Here is a 19,902-nt window from a genome sequence, read left to right as displayed (position 1 = left end):
ATTGTTATTTTTTTTATTGTATTACTTTTCCCAGTGCACGCTTTTCTTAACTATTGCTGCGGGAATACCGCCAATGATTATGTTGGGCTCCGAAAAAGATTTTGTTACAATAGAGCCTAAAGCCACTATACTACCATCTGAAATTGTTACTCCTTTTAGAATTGTTGCATAACTTGCTATCCAGACTTGACTGCCTATTTTAATTGGTTTGTTGGTATTGATAATCTTATTATCCTGATCATAAATTGTATGACCATCTCCATCTCTAACATGAATATTCCAGCCCACCAGTATATTTGCCCCAAAACTTATAGAGGTATTACTGGCACAAAAGAAATTCTGATTTGCAGTAAAGTTTTTTCCAAAAATGATCTGTCCAGCATTATCTGCTCTTAACGAAACGCCTCTTGCGAAATGCGCCTTGCCATCAAAAATAACTTTACAGTTTTCTTTAATTGTCCAATAACTAAAGCGGTTGCATTCATTTCCTATAGCACCTTCTCCCCAGCCAATTTTTATCATTCCAAATGTTGCTTTTGTATTAAGTGCAACTGTATTTCTGTGCAGAGCAAAAAACTTAGTTTTATAATCTACCAAAATCGGAAGCTTAAAAGCTATTTTGGGCTCAAACAGAGCGAAATTAAAATAGACCGTTTTTGGCAAGCTGAGACTTAACCTGATTACTTTCTTTATCAAATGAATCATAATTGAGGCTTTAAGATCGTATTACATAATTTTATTAATGCTTCGCCTGAATTTGTCCAAGTGTATTTTTTAGCATTTTTATAACCTAACTCAATCAATTTTTCTCGAAATTCAGAATCAAGTATTATGCGTTCTAAAGCATCTTTTGTCTCGTCAATTTTAAATGGATCGACTAAAACGGCTGCATCACCAGCCACTTCTGGCATAGACGACACATTAGACGTAATAACGGGAGTTCCTGCTGCCATGGCCTCAATAATAGGTAACCCAAAACCTTCATAAGATGATATAAAGGCCATCGCTAAAGCAGATTTATAAATCGCTGGTTTGTCATTTTCATCAATGTAAGACGTAAAAACAACCTGATTTTCTATTTTAAGATATGAAGCAAGTTTTTTTAATTCTTCATTTCCCTGCGTAATTACTAAACTTATTTCTTGTCTTATTTCCGGAGAGAGCATCGCATAAGCTCTAATTAAATTATCGACATTTTTATGCCTGCGTATTCCGCCTAAATAAACTATAAACTTATCCGGAAGCTGATATTTTTCTCTAACTTTTGCTAAATCTTCTTGTTCTATTTTATTGTTATACAATTCAAAATCAACGCCATTAGGAATAACAAAAATTTTATTCTTATTGTACAAAAACTCTTCAAGAATATCTTTTTTTGAGGCTTCAGAAATTGTTATCAGATAATCTGAATTTCTGATTGCATAATCAATATCATTTCTGTAATCCAGTTGTATTTTACTGTTTTCTGTGGCAACTCTCAGCGGAATTAAATCATGAATTGTGGTTACTACAATACCTTTGTATTTTACTCTTGGAATTTTATAGGTTAGAAACAAATTAATATCTGACTCGCTGCCCATCATATTGTGATAATAAAAAGGCAGTGCTTTTTTTATTAATCTGGAATAAACTGCTTTTACAGGTATATTTGAATATTTTACGGGAAAACTAAAGCGTCTTAATTCTTTTTCCTTAACGCCTCGAACAAAATTAAAGCTTCCACAGATTTTAAAGAACTTATACTTTTCTAATTCTTCTGTTAACTTATTTGCAAAAAGTGCAATTCCGGAACCTTGATTGTTTACAGGTTGAAGATTTATATTTATATTATTTCTTTTCATTATACAGATTTCGCTTTAAGCTGCTGATAAAAATTTTCGTAATTCGCTGCTGCATTAGACCTTTCTTCCCAAATTCTTCTTGACTGTTTGCACATTTCATTAAACTGTTCTGCGTCTAACAAAGCTGTCTTTGTCAATACACTTACCAGTTCTTCATTGGTAAAATCTTTATCGAGTAAAAAACCGTTAACTCCGTTTTCGACAATCTCTGCGGTGCCTCCTACGTTTGTGGCTATTATTATTTTTCCAAAGGACATTGCTTCCATAATAGAAACCGGAACTCCTTCATTTTCGCTTACATTTATAAAAACATCATAGGGTTTAACAGCATATTCGGCAAGCACTTTTTCATTGCTGCAAGCACCCATTAATTTTACAGAAGCTAATGGATTATTGACCTCGGCCGCTATTTTACTAATCTTTTCAAACTCTTCTCCATCACCATAATGAGTCCATTCTATTTTTACAGATAACTTTGAAACTGCTTCAAGAATGGAGGAAACTCGCTTAACAGGGCGCATCCAGGAACAGGAAACAAGATGTAATGTTTCGCTTTTTGGATATATATTTACTCCTTTATCTAAAGAACCTAGTCTTGATAATTTTAATTTATCAGTATACTGAGGATACTTTTTACTTAAATATCCCACACCATCTGTTGAAATAGAATGTATTTCGTTAATCTTAGACAGAATATATTTTCGCATAGGAAGATAACGACCAGCATCGGCATATTCGTAAAGGTCAAATCGATGACAGCGGGTTATTTCTTTTTCAAAATGAATTACATTTTTTAGTTTCTTTTTTAATGAAATAATTACAAACGCAGTTATGTACATCCAGTAAGAATATAGTACAACATCGCAATTTTTGTACTTCTCATTCACAATTCTCGTTAAGTCATTTAAAGCATTATGTGCAATAAATAAAAACCTCAACAATTGCTTTATATTTCCTAATGTGAAGCGTTTAGTCGAAATTAAAACCAGTAATTCTTTATAAAAATTAGAATCGGTAAAAGTCAAAAAAAGCAACTTCAACAATCTTAATTTGCTGTTATAAGAAAAGGTACTGTTGTAAAATGTAACGGATTGTTTTGTTTTTTTATAGATGATATCTCCAGGTGTTTTGGCACCATAAGCCAAAATAGGAAAGCATACAATTTCATCAAAACCGGTAGCATATTCTAATTCATTGGACAAAAAATCTTCCGATTTTCCATAAGGAAATTGTGTATTGACAACGATGAGTACTCTTTTTTTACTATTTTTCATTTTCTTAGACAATAGAATTGGCTGTCCATTTATAATTTTGATGCTCTACACGAGCCTCAGCTCTATAAAATCTTTTTTGTTTTAAAACTCCGAAACGATTTACCCACAAGACAAACCAATAAAAAAGGATGTATTTACTCCAGCAGAAAACGATAGTCTGAAGGCAGTAACAATGAATTAATCCCATAAGAATTGACATCCAGATATACATGTATTTATGGTACAAATCCTGAATAACTTTAGACGCAGCTTCCATGCGTACTAAAAGCATTATCATGACATAATTTCCTAAAATTAAAACTGGCCAACCCAGCAAATTTCCGCCAATGATTAAAAAACCTCCAGAAAGTGAAAGCATTTGCCCTCTGTCATCTCTTTGTTTCAATGAATCTTTAAAAACATCTGAAGATGAACGAAGTTCTACCAAACTATTAGAGAGCGTTTTAAAACCTGGTAAATCTGATAATCCTGAAAGACCATCCGAAAAATCTTTTATCAACGCCTCATTTGACTTAGCCGAACTTAAACCAATAGATGCCTGATAGGAACGGGCAACTGTCCAGAGACCGTTTGCATATTCTTCTACAATATTTGAAGTTACTACACTGGAATCTCCTGTTTCAAGAGTTCCGGCATTATCTTCTGCAAATTGTTTATTTACATAGGATAAAAACATAATTACTATTGCAAATGGAAGTAAAACTGCCAAAATTTTTGTTTTAAATTTTGGATAACTTACTATCAAAATAGTAATTGTCGCGATTGCAGTTTCGTATATCAGCGAGCGATTACTTCCAAAATAGGATATAAAATTAAAAATCGCTGCAAGCACTCCTAAGCAGAAATAGAACTGAAAACTAGTTTTATTTTTGGTATATTTCTTTGCCTCGGCAAGTAATAATATAAAAATAAAGATTTTTATACTGTTAAAAATTGTGGCGTCAAATACAACTGCAATTTTAGAAACGGACTCTTTTAATCCTAATATATTTAAACCCGGCATCCAGGAATTAATACGTACTAAAAGGAATAAAAAATAGATAATTAGTATGCGTTTTCCATAAGAATTTAGAGGTAATTGTTTATGTGCAATATCTTTTTTTTGATATTTTTTAATGTAAATAGGAAACCATTTTTTTATAACTGCACAGGCTATAAATAGTTCTATTGCATAAATAACTACAGCTACATCGTACGAATCTGCTTTGGCTTCGGGCATTCTAAAATTCAATTTCCCTTCTGAAAGCGTTATTAAAAAGGGCTGAATAATATACCGGATAAAAACAATGCTGTAATAAATTTTAAGACCAATTCCCTGCTTATGGTAACGCAATATTGTATTACCATAAATAGTTATGCATATTGTAAAAAACAATGGGATTAGAAATAAAAATTCCAAACCCTTTCTGGCAATTGGTTGGTTATAGATATAATAACTTTCAATTAAACCTAATAGAGCTAATCCAATTGTAATGTAATTTAGATTTTTCAAACTTAAACCGCTGTATTAAAGTATTCTATAATACCATTAAGAGTAACAGACATATCACATCTTTTTTCTGAGGCTAACCTGATTTCTTCGGTAATATTATGATCTGCATTTTCATACATTTTTTTATAAAATTCTATCAGTTCATTGATATTAACAGGCGTTTCATCTGCACTTATTTGATACACATATTTACTATTATCCTGACTAGAAAAAGCATCAACAGTGTACGATGAAACCATGGGAAGTCCTTTGGCAGCATATTCCTTAGATTTTATAGTACTTTCTGTCTGTAATCCTATTCGATGTATTGCAAGCGAATTAATGGCAATATCTGCCTTCTCGTAAAGCACATCTAAGTCGTCACTGGTTTTAAAGCCGTAAAATAAAACATGCTTCTCAATACCATATTTTAAGACTAAATCTTTGTATTTTTTTATCTCTTCTCCTTCTCCAACCAAATGGTAAATGATATTGACATCGCCACCAAGCTTGTAGTAACTATTAATACCTTCTATTAATCTGTCGTAACCGTGACAAATCACAGTCATTGATACTGAAATCAAATGTATTTCTTTACTGCTAAACTGTTTTTTCTGTACCGGAATTACATTTTCATATATAATACCGTTCATAGTATTTATAGCCTTTATACCGTAAATTTTATCGTCTTGTGAATAAGTAACAATTCGACCTACAAAAAATCGCAGTAAAAAATTAGATGAAGAATCCATGAAATAACGTACGAACCCATTGTGCGATTTAAGTAACTCTTTTTTATAAGGATAAGTAGGAATTTCAACAACCATTTTAATTGCTTTCCTGCCTAATATTCTAAGAGTATTTACAAATAAAAGATCGCACAAATGATATCTGCTGTAGATAAAATTATAATTATTAACCGAAAGCTTTTCATTGATAAATGAATACATTTTAAGTCTTCGATTGGCTTGATTTAAAGGTATCGTTTCAAAAAAATCATTATTAAGATAATAAAGACAGTCTGGACCATATGACAGTAATGTTACATTATATGATTTACTAAAAACTTTGTATTGGTTTAGTATTTTTTTTGAAACACCATTTAATTTTTCAAAATCAATAATCACTGGTGCTATATACAATAACTGTTTCATTTCTTTTTTAAAAGTATATTTTTATAAAATGCTGTTTGATTTATCTTGAATAGAATACTATTTATCAATACGCACCTCTGCAATTCCGATATCCAATATAGAAGTTTGAAGTTGTTTATTCTTCAAATAACTTTCTACGGCTATACCCTTATATTTTGGTATCATTATTAAGATACTTTATCGCGTTACTTATTAAGTTTTTTGATAAAGTTTTTAACTCGATTTTATCTGGAAAAAAGGCTTCGTGTTCATGACTATTTTCTAGAATATTCTATGCTTCAACAATGACTTGTTGGTCTGCCAAATTAAATCTTTCCTCAAAATGCATACGAAGATCATTTCTAAATCCTCGCTTTGTATCCAGGCATTCTAAAACTTCTATATTATGTATGTTTCTAAATTTATGCTGATATTCCGGACAATGATTGCAGACCAAAAGCGGAATTCCAAATGAATTAACTCTTAAAAGATCTATCAGTTCCTTTTCTGAATAAAAAACAAAAACTATTAATGAAAGATCGTTCGTCATCTCGTGTCCATAAAGAATATCTGTTTTATGGCCGGCAGCAAAATTGATGTCCTTAAATTCGTATTTTAAAAATCTTGAGAAATAATGACACTTATCATAAACCATTACTTTGTTTGCATCCATAACTTTTAATTTTAAATTATATTTATACTAAAATATTCATGCGTATTAAAATGATTTGGGGGCAATTTTAAAATGTAAAATGGTTAGTTTTTACTTGATTTCAGTTATTATTTTTGATTCTTTTTTTTTAGAGCTTTTTTTTTAGAGCTTTTTTTTTAGAGACCGATGATCGTTACTAAAGAATTATTGTATTCTTTTAAACATAAAGAATAGTTCGACAGAATATGTAATTTAATTACAAACCGATAGAAACTTCTTTAACATTTTGGGCATTGGCCAAAAACCATTCATATGTTTTTTCGATTCCTTCCTTAAGACCTACCTGCTGTTTCCAGCCTAATTGTTGCATTTTTGAACTATCCATTAATTTACGAGGTGTTCCATCTGGCATTGCACTATCCCAAATAATTTTACCTTCATGTCCTACGGCACTTTGAATCATTAGTGCCAATTCTTTAATGCTTAAATCTTCGCCAGACCCAACATTATATAAATAATCCGGTAGTCTATTTTCCAGAGCAAAAACAACGGCCTGCGCCATATCGTCTACGTGAAGAAATTCTCTCATTGGGTTTCCTGTTCCCCAAAGTGTTACGGCTTCATGGTTACTTTCTTTAGCTTCATGAAACTTTCTAATCATAGCTGGTAAAACATGTGAACTTTTTAAATCAAAATTATCATGAATTCCATATAGATTAGTTGGCATTAGACTTACATAATCTTTGGCAAATTGTTTACGTATAGCCTCACAAGCCTTGATTCCTGAAATTTTTGCCAATGCATACCATTCGTTGGTAGGTTCTAATGGTGCAGTTAACAAATAATCTTCCTGAATGGGCTGCGGTGCCATTTTTGGATAAATACATGAACTTCCTAAGAATATAAACTTTTCTATTTCTGACTTTAAAGCGGTATCAATTAAATTATTTTGAATTTGCATATTCTCCATAATAAATTGATACGGAAAGTTATTGTTTGCTAAAATCCCTCCTACTTTTGCAGCCGCATCGATAACTACTTCTGGCTTCTCTTTTGCAAAAAAAGCCTGAACTGCTTTTTGATCGCGCAAATCTAAATCTTTACTAGACTGTCCTATTAGATTTTGATATCCTTTGCGCTCCAATGCTCTCCACACTGCAGAGCCTACCATACCTCGATGACCTGCAATGTATATTTTAGCTGTTTTATCTACTCTCATCTTACTCGTAATAGTTCATTGTTTGATATCCTGCTCCTTCTAAATGATGGTCTTTTTGCATGATTTTTATATCTGATTGCATCATATCATTTACTAAATCCTGTAAATCATATTCTGGAGTCCAACCTAATTTAGTATTTGCTTTTGTAGCATCTCCAATTAATAATTCTACTTCTGTAGGACGGAAATAACGAGGGTTTACAGATAAAACTTCTTTTCCAATTTCTATTTGAAAATCAACATTATTACATGCCTTTACATAAGCTTTTTCTTCGACACCGGTTCCAACAAATTCAATATCTACGCCAACATAAGCGAAACTCATTCTAACAAAATCACGAACTGTAGTAGTTGTACCTGTAGCTATTACCCAGTCTTCTGGCTCATCAGCCTGAAGAATCATCCACATCATACGAACATAATCCTTGGCGTGACCCCAATCTCTTTGAGCATCAAGGTTTCCTAAATAAAATTTCTCCTGTAGTCCCAATGCAATTCGAGATACTGCACGTGTAATTTTTCTGGTTACAAAAGTTTCTCCGCGAATTGGCGATTCATGGTTAAATAAAATTCCGTTACAAGCATACATACCATAAGCTTCTCTGTAATTTACAGTGATCCAATAAGCGTACATTTTGGCAACTGCATAAGGTGAACGCGGGTAAAATGGTGTTGTTTCTGTTTGCGGAACTTCTTGTACTTTACCATATAATTCTGACGTTGATGCTTGATAAATACGGGTCTTTTTTTCTAATCCTAATAAACGAACTGCATCTAAAATTCTTAAAGTTCCTAAACCGTCCGCATTACCAGTATATTCAGGAATTTCAAACGAAACCTGAACATGACTCATAGCGGCAAGATTATAAATCTCATCAGGTTTAATTTCCTGAATAAGACGTATTAAATTCGTACTATCTGTCATATCGCCATAATGCAATATAAAACGTTGGTTATCTACATGCGGATCTTGATATAAATGATCAATACGATCTGTATTAAATAAAGAAGAACGTCTTTTAAGTCCGTGTACGATATAATCTTTTTTTAGTAAAAACTCACTTAAGTAAGCGCCGTCTTGTCCTGTAACTCCGGTTATTAAAGCTATTTTTGGTGTATTAGTCATAATTTCTAATATTGTAATGAATTTGGTATTATCTTTTGTTTTTTCTAAAGTTTACTATCAAAAACTATCTTTTCTAAACTTTCTGCGTTTACAACAATGGAGAATTAACAGCTTCTAATTCTTGATAAACTTGTTTTACCTCTTGTGAGTTTTCCTTTTTTACGACTAAAAATGCATCTGGCGTATGAACCAAAAGGCAGTTTTCGACACCAATAAATGAAGTGTGAATGGCTGATCCTATTAGAATATTTCCGTTAGCATCGGCATGATGACCTTTCTCGACTAAATAATCATAAACAGATTCAAACGAACCCAAATCTGACCAGCCAAACTGTGAGGCAACAACTTTTATATTAGAACTGCGCTCCATCACGGCATAATCTATACTAATCGACGGAATCTTCATAGACAAATCATAATCCAGCAAACCAGAATCATTAGATTCCCAAGCCGTTTTGGCTCTATTGTAGACTTCTGGTTCTTGTTTTTGAAGTTCCTCTAGAAATATTCCTGCCTTAAAGCAAAAAAGACCGCTGTTCCAATAAAAGTTTCCTTGTCTCAAAAATTCTGATGCTTTATCCAAACTTGGTTTTTCATGAAAAGCCAAAACATTATCTCCCTCGAATTCAATATATCCATATCCGGTTTCAGGTTTTGAAGGCTTAATACCAAAAGTGACCAAATAATCATTTTTTGCAATGGCGATAGCCTGTTTTAAGGATGTCATATAATCTTCTTCACCGCTAATAATATGATCTGAGGGTGTAACGATTAAAATATCATCTTCTTTAGACTGAAAAGCAGCAAAAGCAATTGCAGCGGCAGTATTTCTAGGTGACGCCTCAATAATATGCGAGTGATCAACAGAGAATTTTTCCATTACTTTACAGCTCAAAGCATAATTTTCTACATTACCAACAATCAATAATCTATCAGCTATGCTTTTATTTCTGGCAATAGTCATCTCTAACAATGACTGACCGTCAAACAAATCAAGATATTGCTTTGGTTTCGTCTTGCGCGAAAGAGGCCATAACCTACTGCCAACACCGCCGGTTAATACGACATGAACTATATTGTTGCTGACAATCATTTATTTTCGTTTAAAAGTTCCATTTGAAAAACTTCTCTTCGAAGACCACTACTAGAAAAACGATGATCTCTTGTATTATAATAAAGTTCTATCCCTTTCTCTTCACAATAAGATCTTCCGGTAAAGTCTTTCTCTTTATATTCATCTCCCAAAAAACGTGTATCAATTTGAAAAGACTGTAGAATATCCTTTAAGTCCTGTTCTGTTGCATAGGGAACAATTTCATCTACAAATTTGCATCCCTTAAGTTGGATATAACGCTCAACAACAGATTGACTTGGTTTGTTTTTTTCAGGACGATCAAGAGTTGGATCAGTTTGTAGTCCAACTATTAGATAATCACAATTTGATTTTGCTTCTTCCAGCATTTTAATGTGGCCTGCATGCAGCAAGTCAAAAGCACTAAATGTTATTCCTGTTTTCATAATTGATTTAGATTAAATATCAAAAAAGCTGTTTTTGTTTAGACTTAAAAAGGGAGCAGAAACAAGTAAAATTTCAAAATTGAAAAAGGGTTCCCCGTAGATAGTTACATTTTAGCTATCCAAAAAAAAATTATAACTACTAACTACTTATGGAAGCCCTTTAATTATAGTATGATATTAATCACAACATTTCGTGCTCATATAGAATCAAAAAAAGAAATCTACAAGAGTAAAATTACAACAAACGCAAAGTGAACATAGAAACTGCAAAAGACAATAAAACCTAATTTTGGAACATATAACTCTAAAAAGGATGCGAAAAAGTATGGTAAAAATTAATTTTATCTGCTTTAAACCAGTGGGTAATCATCCTCATACAAATAAGAAACTAAAACAATTGATTCTTACACAAATACTGCTGTAAAAAGCTGTATATCAAAAAAAAACTACTTCATATTAAGAAAATAGCTCGAACTAAATCCTAAGGAACATTCTTTCATAATAATATAAAAACGATAAAACAGATAAAATGGAAATCACTAAAATATGCTGCATTGGAGCTGGATATGTCGGCGGACCTACTATGGCAGTTATAGCACAAAAATGTCCGCATCTTACAATTACAGTTGTCGATTTAAATCAAGAGCGAATTGATGCCTGGAATGACGAAAACACAGATAACATTCCAATTTTCGAACCTGGTTTGAGCGAAATTGTAGCAGAAACAAGAGGTAAAAACTTGTTTTTTTCTACTGCGGTAGACAAAGCAATTGAAGAAGCTCAGATTATATTCATTTCTGTAAACACGCCTACTAAAACCTACGGAAAAGGAAAAGGTATGGCTGCTGATTTAAAGTACATTGAACTATGTGCCAGACAAATTGCAAAAGTTTCAAAAGACAATAAAATTGTGGTAGAAAAATCTACACTTCCTGTTAGAACTGCCGAAGCTATCAAGAGTATTCTTGACAATACTGGTAATGGAGTGCAATTTCAAATTTTATCTAATCCTGAATTTCTAGCCGAAGGAACTGCTATTACTGATTTACTAAATCCTGATCGAATATTAATTGGTGGCGACGAAACTCCTGAAGGACAAAAAGCAATACAATCTTTGGTGGATATTTATGCAAATTGGGTACCTCAGGATAAAATATTAACCACAAATGTATGGTCGTCTGAGTTGTCTAAATTGACGGCGAATGCTTTCTTGGCTCAAAGAATTTCATCTATTAATGCTTTGTCTGAACTTTGCGAAAAAACTGGAGCAGACATTAATGAAGTGGCTCGTGCTATAGGAATGGACAGCAGAATTGGTCCAAAATTTCTTAAGGCATCTGTAGGCTTTGGCGGATCTTGTTTTAAAAAGGATATTTTAAACTTGGTTTACATTGCTAAATCCTACGGACTAAACGAAACTGCTGATTATTGGGAACAAGTAATTATAATGAATGATCATCAGAAAAAGAGATTTGCTGACAAGATTGTAAAGACGCTTTATAACACGGTTGCAAGTAAAAAAATTGCATTTTTGGGTTGGGCATTTAAAAAAGATACTAATGATACTCGAGAATCAGCAGCAATTTATACCGCAGATGATTTAGTAAATGAACAGGCAACAATATGCGTTTATGATCCTAAAGTAAATGAAAAGAAAATTTTAGCAGATTTGGATTATTTAGAAACCAGATCTTCAGTAGAAAATGCCAAAAGTGTAAAATCATTCGAAGATCCTTATGAAGCCTGCCAAGATGCTCATGCTATCGCAATACTTACAGAATGGGAAGAATTTATCGACTATGACTGGAAGAGAATTTATGACGCAATGCAAAAACCTGCTTTTATTTTCGACGGAAGAAATATACTGAACAAAATAGAACTGCAAAAAATAGGTTTTGTTTATCAAGGAATTGGTTCTTAAACCACCTAAAATACAAAAAAGAGACTGCTCAATACTAAGCAGTCTCTTTCACTTTCTTTATCAATAACAAAAAAACCGCCTTATTTTTCATTAGCGGTTCTCTTTAGATTTATAACTTATTAGTTACACTCTGTTTTTTAATTTTTTATCCTGAAAATCCATAAGTCTACTCCTTGAAATTCTCAAGGTTTTTATATCAGAATTGCTGCCAATTCTTAATTGGTCATCAATTTTTTCTTCTGCATCGTTATTAAAAAAATACGATACGTCAAAAAACAATAAATCAGAAATTGAAATTCCAAAAATATCTGCAAGTCTTGATATTTTCGAAATTGTTATATCAATTTCACCTCTTTCAATTTTACCATATCCACTATAAGTCATTTCCAATTCGCCAGCTACAAAGTCTCTGGTTAAATTTTTCATCTCTCTAATGGTTCTGATATTGTGAGAAACAATTTTGTTCATAATTTAATTTATTTGATAATAGTATAATTTTAAATAGCTTATTTACAGTAACAAATAAATAAAATCAGCATCTTAAAAACTAAAATTATACGGACTGTTTAAAAAAAAATAGCATTGAATTAAAATAATAAACTAAAAAAATCTGCTAACAATAAATGGGAGTCAAAAACATCTTTATTTTAGTATTCTATTTTGAAGAAAAACAAGCAAAAAAAAAATACCTTATTCCTATTCTCATAGAATTAAAAGTATTTTTTTAAGTATTAAAAAGAATTCACTTTTTACATTTTGATGTTTTCAACTAACGTTTAATAAAATCTAAACCATGTCTTTAATTGACTATCAAGCACTACAATTTGTTATTTATTAAACTCCGTTCTGCCTTATATTAGAAGGAACAATTATTCAATTGAGAAAGTCTTTTTTTTTACAGCTTTGTAAATTATTCTGTGCATTTTTATTTTTTTCAAAGCGTTCCAGTCTTGCAGTAACCACAAGTATTAATTCATTAAATTTAAACGGTTTAGTTAAAAAATCATCAGCTCCGTCTTGCAGACATTTACGTATTAATTCAACTTCGTTTTTAGCCGATAAAAAGATAAACGGAATCGTACTTAAATATTTATTTTTTTTAATATTTTCATGCAATTCGCTGCCATTCATAACCGGCATAACCATGTCGCAAATAATTAAATCCGGCATCCAATATTCTAAAATATCTAAAGCCTCCTGCCCATTAGCTGCAGTTCTTACATCATAACTTTTAAAGACCAGAAGTTCCTTTATGGTTTCTCTAACATTTGGTTCGTCGTCAACAAATAAAATTTTATTGGTGTTCATAAGGAAATGTCAATTTAATTGTTGTTCCAAAATTTTCTTTGGTTTTTAATTCCACTGTTCCGTTTAAAAATTCGGTAAATTGTTTCACGATAACTAAGCCTAATCCAGAACCAATGATTGAGTTGGTATTGGAAGCTCGAAAAAATGAAGTAAATAAGTATGGAATATCTTTTTTTGGTACTCCCAAACCATAATCAATAACCTGTATTTCAATGTTATTTTCTAAATAAATAATAATAAGCTCAGGATCTGGTTTACCAACAGAATACTTAAATGCATTATTAATGACATTTGTAAGTATATGAACAATTAGTGACTCATCAGTAAAAAATACTTTTTTAAATCCTTTCTTTGTTACTCTGATCTTTGCTCCGCCATCCTTATTAAAATAGGTTTTGGTTAATGTATCAATAAACTCATTGAGATCTATAGGCTGAATCACTTTTTCAATTTTTTTAGCTTCCTGCTTTCCAAAAACTAAAATATTATTCATAAGTTCAGTCATTCTCTCAACTTCATTTTTTATTCTCGAAATAATGACTTTACATTCATTGGAGTCTCTTTGGAAACTATTTATTTTCATTTCCAGAAGTTCTGCATTAGAGTAAATAACAGTAAGTGGCGTTCTAAATTGATGTGAAGCGATAGAAACAAAATTAGATTTTAATTCATTAAACTTTCTTTCTTTTAAAAATGCAGCTTTCATTTCTTTATCAGCTCTAATGCGTTTGGTTATATCTCTGCTCGAGGTTTGAAATCCTATGATTTTCTTTTCAGAGTCTAACATGACTTTTGTTGTGGTTTCTAGCCATATGTAAGTTCCATCAAATTTTCTAAACCGAAATGTTATTGTTTCAATTTGTTGATTTTTAACAATCGAATGATAGTATTTTTTAATATTGCTTAAGTCTCTTTTGTGTATAAAGTCCCAAGGACATTTATTAATCAATTCTTCAAAATCATAACCTATTATATCATTTGATAAACTGGAAACATATAATAAATCTCCTCCTTTTGAATGCTGGCAAATTAGGTCTGTAGTATTTTCGGCAATAAATCTAAATTTTGCTTCAGACAATGATAATTGTTTCTCTTTTTCCACTAGTTCACTGATGTCCATATAAGTTCCAATAACTTTCTTTGGTATTCCTTTCTTATTTAATTTTAATAATCCTGAATATTTAGCAGAAATATAATGTCCATCTTTATGAATAATCCTCGTATTACCTTCAAACTTGTCCAATTTTCCAGCCGTAAAATCTCTAAAATCATTCCTAATCTGTTTCTTATCATCTGGAGAAAAAATCTTAGTCCAAAAATCAGGAATATTGTTAATCTCTTCATTAGTGTAGCCTAATATTCCATACCAATTTAAACTAAAATTCGTTTTTTCAGTTTCAATATCAAATTCCCACATTGCCTGATTTGAACTTGACATGAAAAAGTTAAATTTCTCTATAGTTCTCTCTAGTTTTGATATAGCAGTATTTTGACTAAAACGAATTCCAAGGCTTTTTGTAATAGATTGCAATACAAAAATTTCTCTTTCTCCCCATACACGCTCACTTTTACAATCCTCAAGTCCAATCCATCCCCAGAATATATTGTCCGAAAAAATAGGCAGAAAAAAATAAGATTTCACAGTCCTAATCTCCAAAATCTTTTTTAATAACTTATTATCGATATCTTTACCCAACCCAAACCTTAATTTATCTTTGTAGAGTATACTATTAATAGATAAAAAAGCATTATTGAGACTTTTGTTTACACCAAAATGGTTTATATAAGGTTTAATTCCATTATTACACCATTCGTAAGCATAATCTAAACCTAACAACTCGTTATTATTTTTATTTTTTAGGATGTAACATCTGTCGATGTTATGCTCTAGACCAATATCTCTAATACACGAATTTAAAGCATCATCTATTGAGGAGTATTGCAATAGATGATTATTGATTTTAGAAACATACGACAGTAGTTTTTCCATCTTTATTATCATTTTTTCAAATAAGACACTAAAAGTATTACATTTTGTGCTTTTTATTCAAAATAATACTCATAATCTAAAAAATAACCGTAATGATTTAAAATAAATTCATCCAATGATTAAACAAAAAACCAAAATAACTATAATTGAAGACGATGTAGAAATTGGAAACACTTTATCAGAGATATTACAACTAAATAATTTCGATGTAAAATATTTCAAAGACAGTACTGAAGGCCTTCAAAATTTAAAAAAAAATATTCCTGATATCATCATTTGCGATATGGTAATGCCCGTTCTTAATGGCGAAGAATTATTCTTTAAAATTCGCAGAAATACTAAATTTCACATCATTCCCTTTATTATGATTACTGCCAATATCGATGACGATTTAAAATTTAAACAACTAAAAAATGGTGTTACAGATTTTATCATAAAACCCTTTAAGACACAAGAACTAATCTATAAAATAAATAACTTAATTTTTCTTAAAAACAATATTGAAAAAAAGTTCACTCCTGATCCATTTTCTAAAATCACTATTAAGTTATCCGAAAAAGATTTTATTACTTCATTAAATGAAATTTTAATACAAAAAATAAAATCTCACATCGATATGAATGAACTTTCAAGAGATCTGGCCATTAGTAAATCAACTCTTGATAAAAGAGTACGAAAATTAACTACCAAAAATGCCAGCCAGTACATAAGAGAATTTAGATTAGATTATGCTGTTAAACTAATTCATTCTGGTGAAAGAAATATCAAATACATCGTTGACGAAACCGGATTTAGTTCGTTCTCTTATTTTTCAACCAGTTTTAAATTATATCACAAAATGACTCCCAGAGATTTCATAAAATCTATTGATACAGAGAATAATTAAAACATTTTCTAATTTTTCTTTTATAGAAGTAGCCGTCTCAAAATATGAATTGTGACGGCATTTTTTTTTAAAAATATTAAGATAAAGCTATTTAACCACCAAAATATTAATGGGAATTGATGTTCGTTAATTCTAACTTTAAAATAATTTGATTGTATAAAAAAATAAAATTTTAACTTATCTCTATTTAAATCTATAAAAAACGATACTAAAACACCTATTTAATTTACGATTTTAATACATTTGGGGTCAAATCCAGTTTAGTTTTAAAAATCACGAAACTTTACTATTTTAAACACTTATACGCTTATTAACCTCATCTATTCCATTATTACGAGTCGTATTAATTTAACAATTTAGGTGTTAATGCTAAAATAAAAATTTGTGATATAATTATTACAATTTAAATGTAATATTTTAACTTTTTCTTTTGTTTTTTTAAATAATTAATCTAAGTTTACGTAGCACTAAGTCAAAGTTTAGTATTTATTCTTAGGCTTTAGTTTGTTGTTTAATGCAGTTAATTAGTATTCCGCTTGTACTCCAAAGCTTTATAAACAATATTTAAATTTATTAATACAGTAGCAAAATATGTCTTCGTAATTTATTCGAAGGATTTGTTTTTGATTATTAGGATTATTCCATAAACATCCAAAAGATATTGTTCCTCGTATTTAATTTAAAAGTTTGTATAACACTAAAATTACCAAAGAAAAAATAAACGGAATATGGCCAAAATATTAATTATTGATGATGAGGAAACATTAAGAATTACAATTTGCGAGTTGCTTTCTTTTGTGGGACACAAAATATGCGAAGCAGAAGATGGTAGAGACGGATTAGAAAAGGTCAAAGAATTTAAACCCGATGTTATTCTTTGTGATATAATGATGCCAAAACTTGATGGTTACGGCTTTATGGAAGAACATATAGCTTCTGAATATTCGTATATACCAGTCATATTTCTTTCGGCTAAAATAGAACCTAAAGATAGAAAAATGGGCGGCATTTTAGGAGTAAAACATTTCTTAAAAAAAACATTTGTATTCAGTGAATTAAAGCAACTGATAGAAAATTATCTATAAAAAAATCCCTTTAAACGTTGTGTATAATTAGAAAAAAAACATTTTAACACATAGTCCTAAAGCCTCTGGACTATGGGTTAACAATAATTACACGCAACAGAATTTCTTTTAATAAAAACCTACGTGTGTGACATAATTTACAAGAGCAATTTCCAAAAAAAAGACAACTTGTTTAATAAGTCTATTATCATGAATAAAAATTAAATTTTAATTCGATTCATTCAAGTTTAATTTTTTGATAAATTTGCCAGTTCCTCGATTATCAAAAAATAAACTTATACATCTTTAAGTTTGAAATTTGACTTAGAAAATTTATACACCTCCAATATTCGAAACAGAAAATTATTAGATGAATCTAAAAAGACTGGAAATCAAGAAAAATATTCAAAAAGCAGAAGATAAAAATTTGTCATTCCGTGTTTTTGATTTAGACAACATACACATAGAAGCTTACTCTAATCCTCATAAAAAAGATCATTTTTGCATTGTAATTGTTGAAACGGGAAAAATTGATATACAAATTGAAGAGAAAGTTCATCATCTTAAAACGGGAAAAATTTCTATTATTTTTCCAGAACAAATTCATTCTTTTACTAATCAAACTCAAGATTTGACAGGTAAAATTATTTTATTTGAAGAAGTTTTATTTTGTTCTGATATTTTAAAAAATGAATTAAGTGCCTATAATGTAAACCTTTCTTCAAATCTAAATTGTACAGCTCTTCCAGTTGAAGAATTTGAGCAAAGCAATGTGCTTATAAAGAATATTCAAAATATTTATAATAATCCCAGCCTAGTTAAAAAAGAACAAGCTCGCTTTTACATTAAAATATTTTTGCTCGGACTTATTGAATCTGTTCACGGACAGCATCCTGTAATGCATCAAAAAACAAATCAACATCTTTATATTGATTTTAAAAAATTACTTAACGAACAGTTCAAAAAAGAACGTACGGTTCAATATTATGCTGAAAAACTCAATGTAACCAGTAAAAAACTAAATGAAATAACAAAAAAACATTGCAGCGAAACGGCCATCAACGCCATACATAACAGAATTCTTATCGAAATTAAAAGACAGTTATTGTTTTCTGATCTCTCTCATAAAGAAATTGCCTTTGATTTGGGATTTAGCTCTCCATCAGCACTTAACAAATTTGTTAGAGCAAAACTTAAAGAAACGCCAACTGAACTTCAGAACGAATTGGCACAAATTTATAACGCGTAGTATTGTATTTATAACATCTCACCCTTTGTGCTCATCTACATTTGCAGTAATAATTAATACTATTAAAGATGAGCAAATTATTTGTTGCAGCAGAGGTTTTCCACGGTCCTGGAAGCCTTGAGGAGTTAAAGAATATTAAAGGTAAAAAAGCTTTTGTCGTAACTGGAGGAAGTTCTATGAAAAAAAGCGGTACGCTTGATAAAGCGGTCGCATATTTGAACGAAGCAGGCATCGAAACGGTTATTTTTGATGGTGTTGAAGAAGATCCGTCATCAGCAACAAGTTTTAAAGGTGCAGAAGCAATGTGCGAATTTCAGCCTGACTGGATTGTTGGTCTGGGAGGATGTTCTGCAATTGATGCTGCCAAAACGATGTGGATTTTTTATGAACATCCGGAAACAGATTTTGATTCTCTTATCAAACCTTTCAGTGTACCAACACTTAGAAATAAAGCTAAATTTATAGCAATTCCATCTACTAGCGGAACTGGTACTGAAACTACAGGTCTTGCCGTAATTACTGATCGCGAAAAAGGAGTTAAATACCCAATTGTATCATATGAATTAACACCGGATGTTGCTATTATTGACGGTGAAATTTGTGCATCAATGCCTGCTCACGTAACATCAAACACCGGACTTGATGCTTTAACGCATTGTGTTGAGGCTTACGTTTCTAACATCGATGATAATTTTGCCGATGTATTGGCTAAAGGTGGTTTGGAGATTGTTTTTGATAATTTGGAAGAAGCTGTAAAAAATCCTTCAAATATTGCGGCGCGCCAAAATATGCATGATGCTTCTTTTATGGGAGGTTTAGCTTTTAATAATGCATGGCTTGGAATTGTTCACTCACTTTCACATCAGGTTGGAGCTTTATACGGTATCCCACACGGATCTGCAAATGCTATTTTCCTTCCAAACGTTATTCGTTATAATGCAAGCGCTACTAATAAATATCCAGCCCTTGCTAAAGTAATTGGTGGAGAAACTGCCGAAGATCTTGCGCAGTCAATTGAAGGTCTTAGAAAAAGTGTAAACAACATTTCTTCTCTAAAAGAATTCGGAATTTCTCAAGAAGACTGGGATAAAAACCTTGATTATATTGCCGGTAACGCTTTAATAGATCCATGTACAGGTTTTAATCCGCGAGTACCAAGCTTAGAAGATTTAAAAAATATCTACAATGCTTGTTATCTTGGTTTTGTATACAGCGAAAATGAAGTTTTAAGCTAATCTATACATAATTAT

18 protein-coding genes are annotated in these 19,902 nt (G+C 31.0%); 5 read left to right on the top strand and 13 right to left on the bottom strand.

Annotated features, from left to right (window positions below):
- Window positions 1-21: 21 nt before the first annotated feature.
- The 10 genes from IW18_RS00735 to IW18_RS00690 form a co-directional block, all read right to left on the bottom strand.
- Window positions 22-705: an acyltransferase gene (locus IW18_RS00735; protein ID WP_123902591.1), complete on the bottom strand. Its 684-nt coding sequence runs from the start codon at window positions 703-705 to the stop codon at window positions 22-24.
- Window positions 702-1,841, bottom strand: coding sequence for a glycosyltransferase family 4 protein (locus tag IW18_RS00730; protein WP_052480029.1), 1,140 nt, complete (start codon window positions 1,839-1,841; stop codon window positions 702-704). The genes IW18_RS00735 and IW18_RS00730 overlap by 4 nt, the downstream gene beginning before the upstream one ends.
- Window positions 1,841-3,115 (bottom strand): glycosyltransferase, encoded by a 1,275-nt coding sequence (locus tag IW18_RS00725; protein ID WP_052480028.1) that lies wholly within the window; start codon window positions 3,113-3,115, stop codon window positions 1,841-1,843. The genes IW18_RS00730 and IW18_RS00725 overlap by 1 nt, the downstream gene beginning before the upstream one ends.
- 4 nt (window positions 3,116-3,119) lie before the next feature.
- The gene (locus IW18_RS00720; protein ID WP_041515663.1) at window positions 3,120-4,607 is read right to left on the bottom strand and encodes a hypothetical protein; all 1,488 of its coding nucleotides are present in this window, start codon (window positions 4,605-4,607) and stop codon (window positions 3,120-3,122) included.
- A 2-nt stretch (window positions 4,608-4,609) separates the two neighbouring features.
- The gene (locus IW18_RS00715; protein ID WP_041515662.1) at window positions 4,610-5,740 is read right to left on the bottom strand and encodes a glycosyltransferase; all 1,131 of its coding nucleotides are present in this window, start codon (window positions 5,738-5,740) and stop codon (window positions 4,610-4,612) included.
- A gap of 271 nt (window positions 5,741-6,011) precedes the next feature.
- Entirely contained in the window at window positions 6,012-6,392 is a 381-nt protein-coding gene (locus IW18_RS00710; RefSeq protein ID WP_041515661.1) for a hypothetical protein, read from the bottom strand.
- Between the two features lie 235 nt (window positions 6,393-6,627).
- Window positions 6,628-7,590 (bottom strand): GDP-L-fucose synthase family protein, encoded by a 963-nt coding sequence (locus IW18_RS00705; RefSeq protein WP_041515660.1) that lies wholly within the window; start codon window positions 7,588-7,590, stop codon window positions 6,628-6,630.
- A 1-nt stretch (window position 7,591) separates the two neighbouring features.
- Window positions 7,592-8,716, bottom strand: coding sequence for a GDP-mannose 4,6-dehydratase (gmd, locus tag IW18_RS00700; RefSeq protein WP_041515659.1), 1,125 nt, complete (start codon window positions 8,714-8,716; stop codon window positions 7,592-7,594).
- An 88-nt stretch (window positions 8,717-8,804) separates the two neighbouring features.
- Window positions 8,805-9,809, bottom strand: a complete 1,005-nt coding sequence (locus IW18_RS00695) for a mannose-1-phosphate guanylyltransferase (RefSeq protein WP_174232049.1) — start codon at window positions 9,807-9,809, stop codon at window positions 8,805-8,807.
- A complete protein-coding gene (locus IW18_RS00690; protein ID WP_041515658.1) occupies window positions 9,806-10,234 on the bottom strand; it encodes an adenylyltransferase/cytidyltransferase family protein in 429 nt (142 codons plus the stop codon). Before IW18_RS00690 ends, IW18_RS00695 begins: the two co-directional genes overlap by 4 nt.
- Window positions 10,235-10,763: 529 nt before the next feature.
- Between IW18_RS00690 and IW18_RS00685 the strand changes: the two genes are divergently transcribed.
- Window positions 10,764-12,155 (top strand): UDP-glucose 6-dehydrogenase, encoded by a 1,392-nt coding sequence (locus IW18_RS00685; RefSeq protein WP_041515657.1) that lies wholly within the window; start codon window positions 10,764-10,766, stop codon window positions 12,153-12,155.
- A 123-nt stretch (window positions 12,156-12,278) separates the two neighbouring features.
- Here IW18_RS00685 and IW18_RS22555 read toward each other — a convergent pair whose 3' ends face one another.
- The 3 genes from IW18_RS22555 to IW18_RS00670 all read right to left on the bottom strand — a co-directional run bounded on the left by IW18_RS22555 (window position 12,279) and on the right by IW18_RS00670 (window position 15,453).
- Window positions 12,279-12,623, bottom strand: a complete 345-nt coding sequence (locus IW18_RS22555) for a helix-turn-helix domain-containing protein (RefSeq protein WP_052480027.1) — start codon at window positions 12,621-12,623, stop codon at window positions 12,279-12,281.
- Between the two features lie 405 nt (window positions 12,624-13,028).
- Window positions 13,029-13,463, bottom strand: coding sequence for a response regulator (locus tag IW18_RS00675; protein ID WP_041515887.1), 435 nt, complete (start codon window positions 13,461-13,463; stop codon window positions 13,029-13,031).
- Complete coding sequence (locus tag IW18_RS00670; protein ID WP_041515656.1) at window positions 13,450-15,453, bottom strand: sensor histidine kinase; 2,004 nt, start codon at window positions 15,451-15,453, stop codon at window positions 13,450-13,452. Before IW18_RS00670 ends, IW18_RS00675 begins: the two co-directional genes overlap by 14 nt.
- Before the next feature lie 115 nt (window positions 15,454-15,568).
- Between IW18_RS00670 and IW18_RS00665 the strand changes: the two genes are divergently transcribed.
- The 4 genes from IW18_RS00665 (at window position 15,569) to IW18_RS00650 (ending at window position 19,887) form a co-directional block, all read left to right on the top strand.
- On the top strand, window positions 15,569-16,339 hold the full coding sequence (locus IW18_RS00665; protein ID WP_041515655.1) for a response regulator transcription factor: 771 nt from the start codon (window positions 15,569-15,571) through the stop codon (window positions 16,337-16,339).
- A 728-nt stretch (window positions 16,340-17,067) separates the two neighbouring features.
- Window positions 17,068-17,424 (top strand): response regulator transcription factor, encoded by a 357-nt coding sequence (locus IW18_RS00660; RefSeq protein WP_041515654.1) that lies wholly within the window; start codon window positions 17,068-17,070, stop codon window positions 17,422-17,424.
- Between the two features lie 349 nt (window positions 17,425-17,773).
- Complete coding sequence (locus IW18_RS00655; RefSeq protein WP_041515653.1) at window positions 17,774-18,652, top strand: AraC family transcriptional regulator; 879 nt, start codon at window positions 17,774-17,776, stop codon at window positions 18,650-18,652.
- Between the two features lie 68 nt (window positions 18,653-18,720).
- Window positions 18,721-19,887: an iron-containing alcohol dehydrogenase gene (locus tag IW18_RS00650; protein WP_041515652.1), complete on the top strand. Its 1,167-nt coding sequence runs from the start codon at window positions 18,721-18,723 to the stop codon at window positions 19,885-19,887.
- The last annotated feature ends 15 nt before the right edge of the window (window positions 19,888-19,902 follow it).

This window comes from Flavobacterium hibernum (assembly GCF_000832125.1).
GTDB classification, from domain to species: domain Bacteria; phylum Bacteroidota; class Bacteroidia; order Flavobacteriales; family Flavobacteriaceae; genus Flavobacterium; species Flavobacterium hibernum.
The sequence above is the reverse complement of the archived record's forward strand: the minus strand, read 5'-3'. Positions and strand labels throughout refer to the sequence as shown.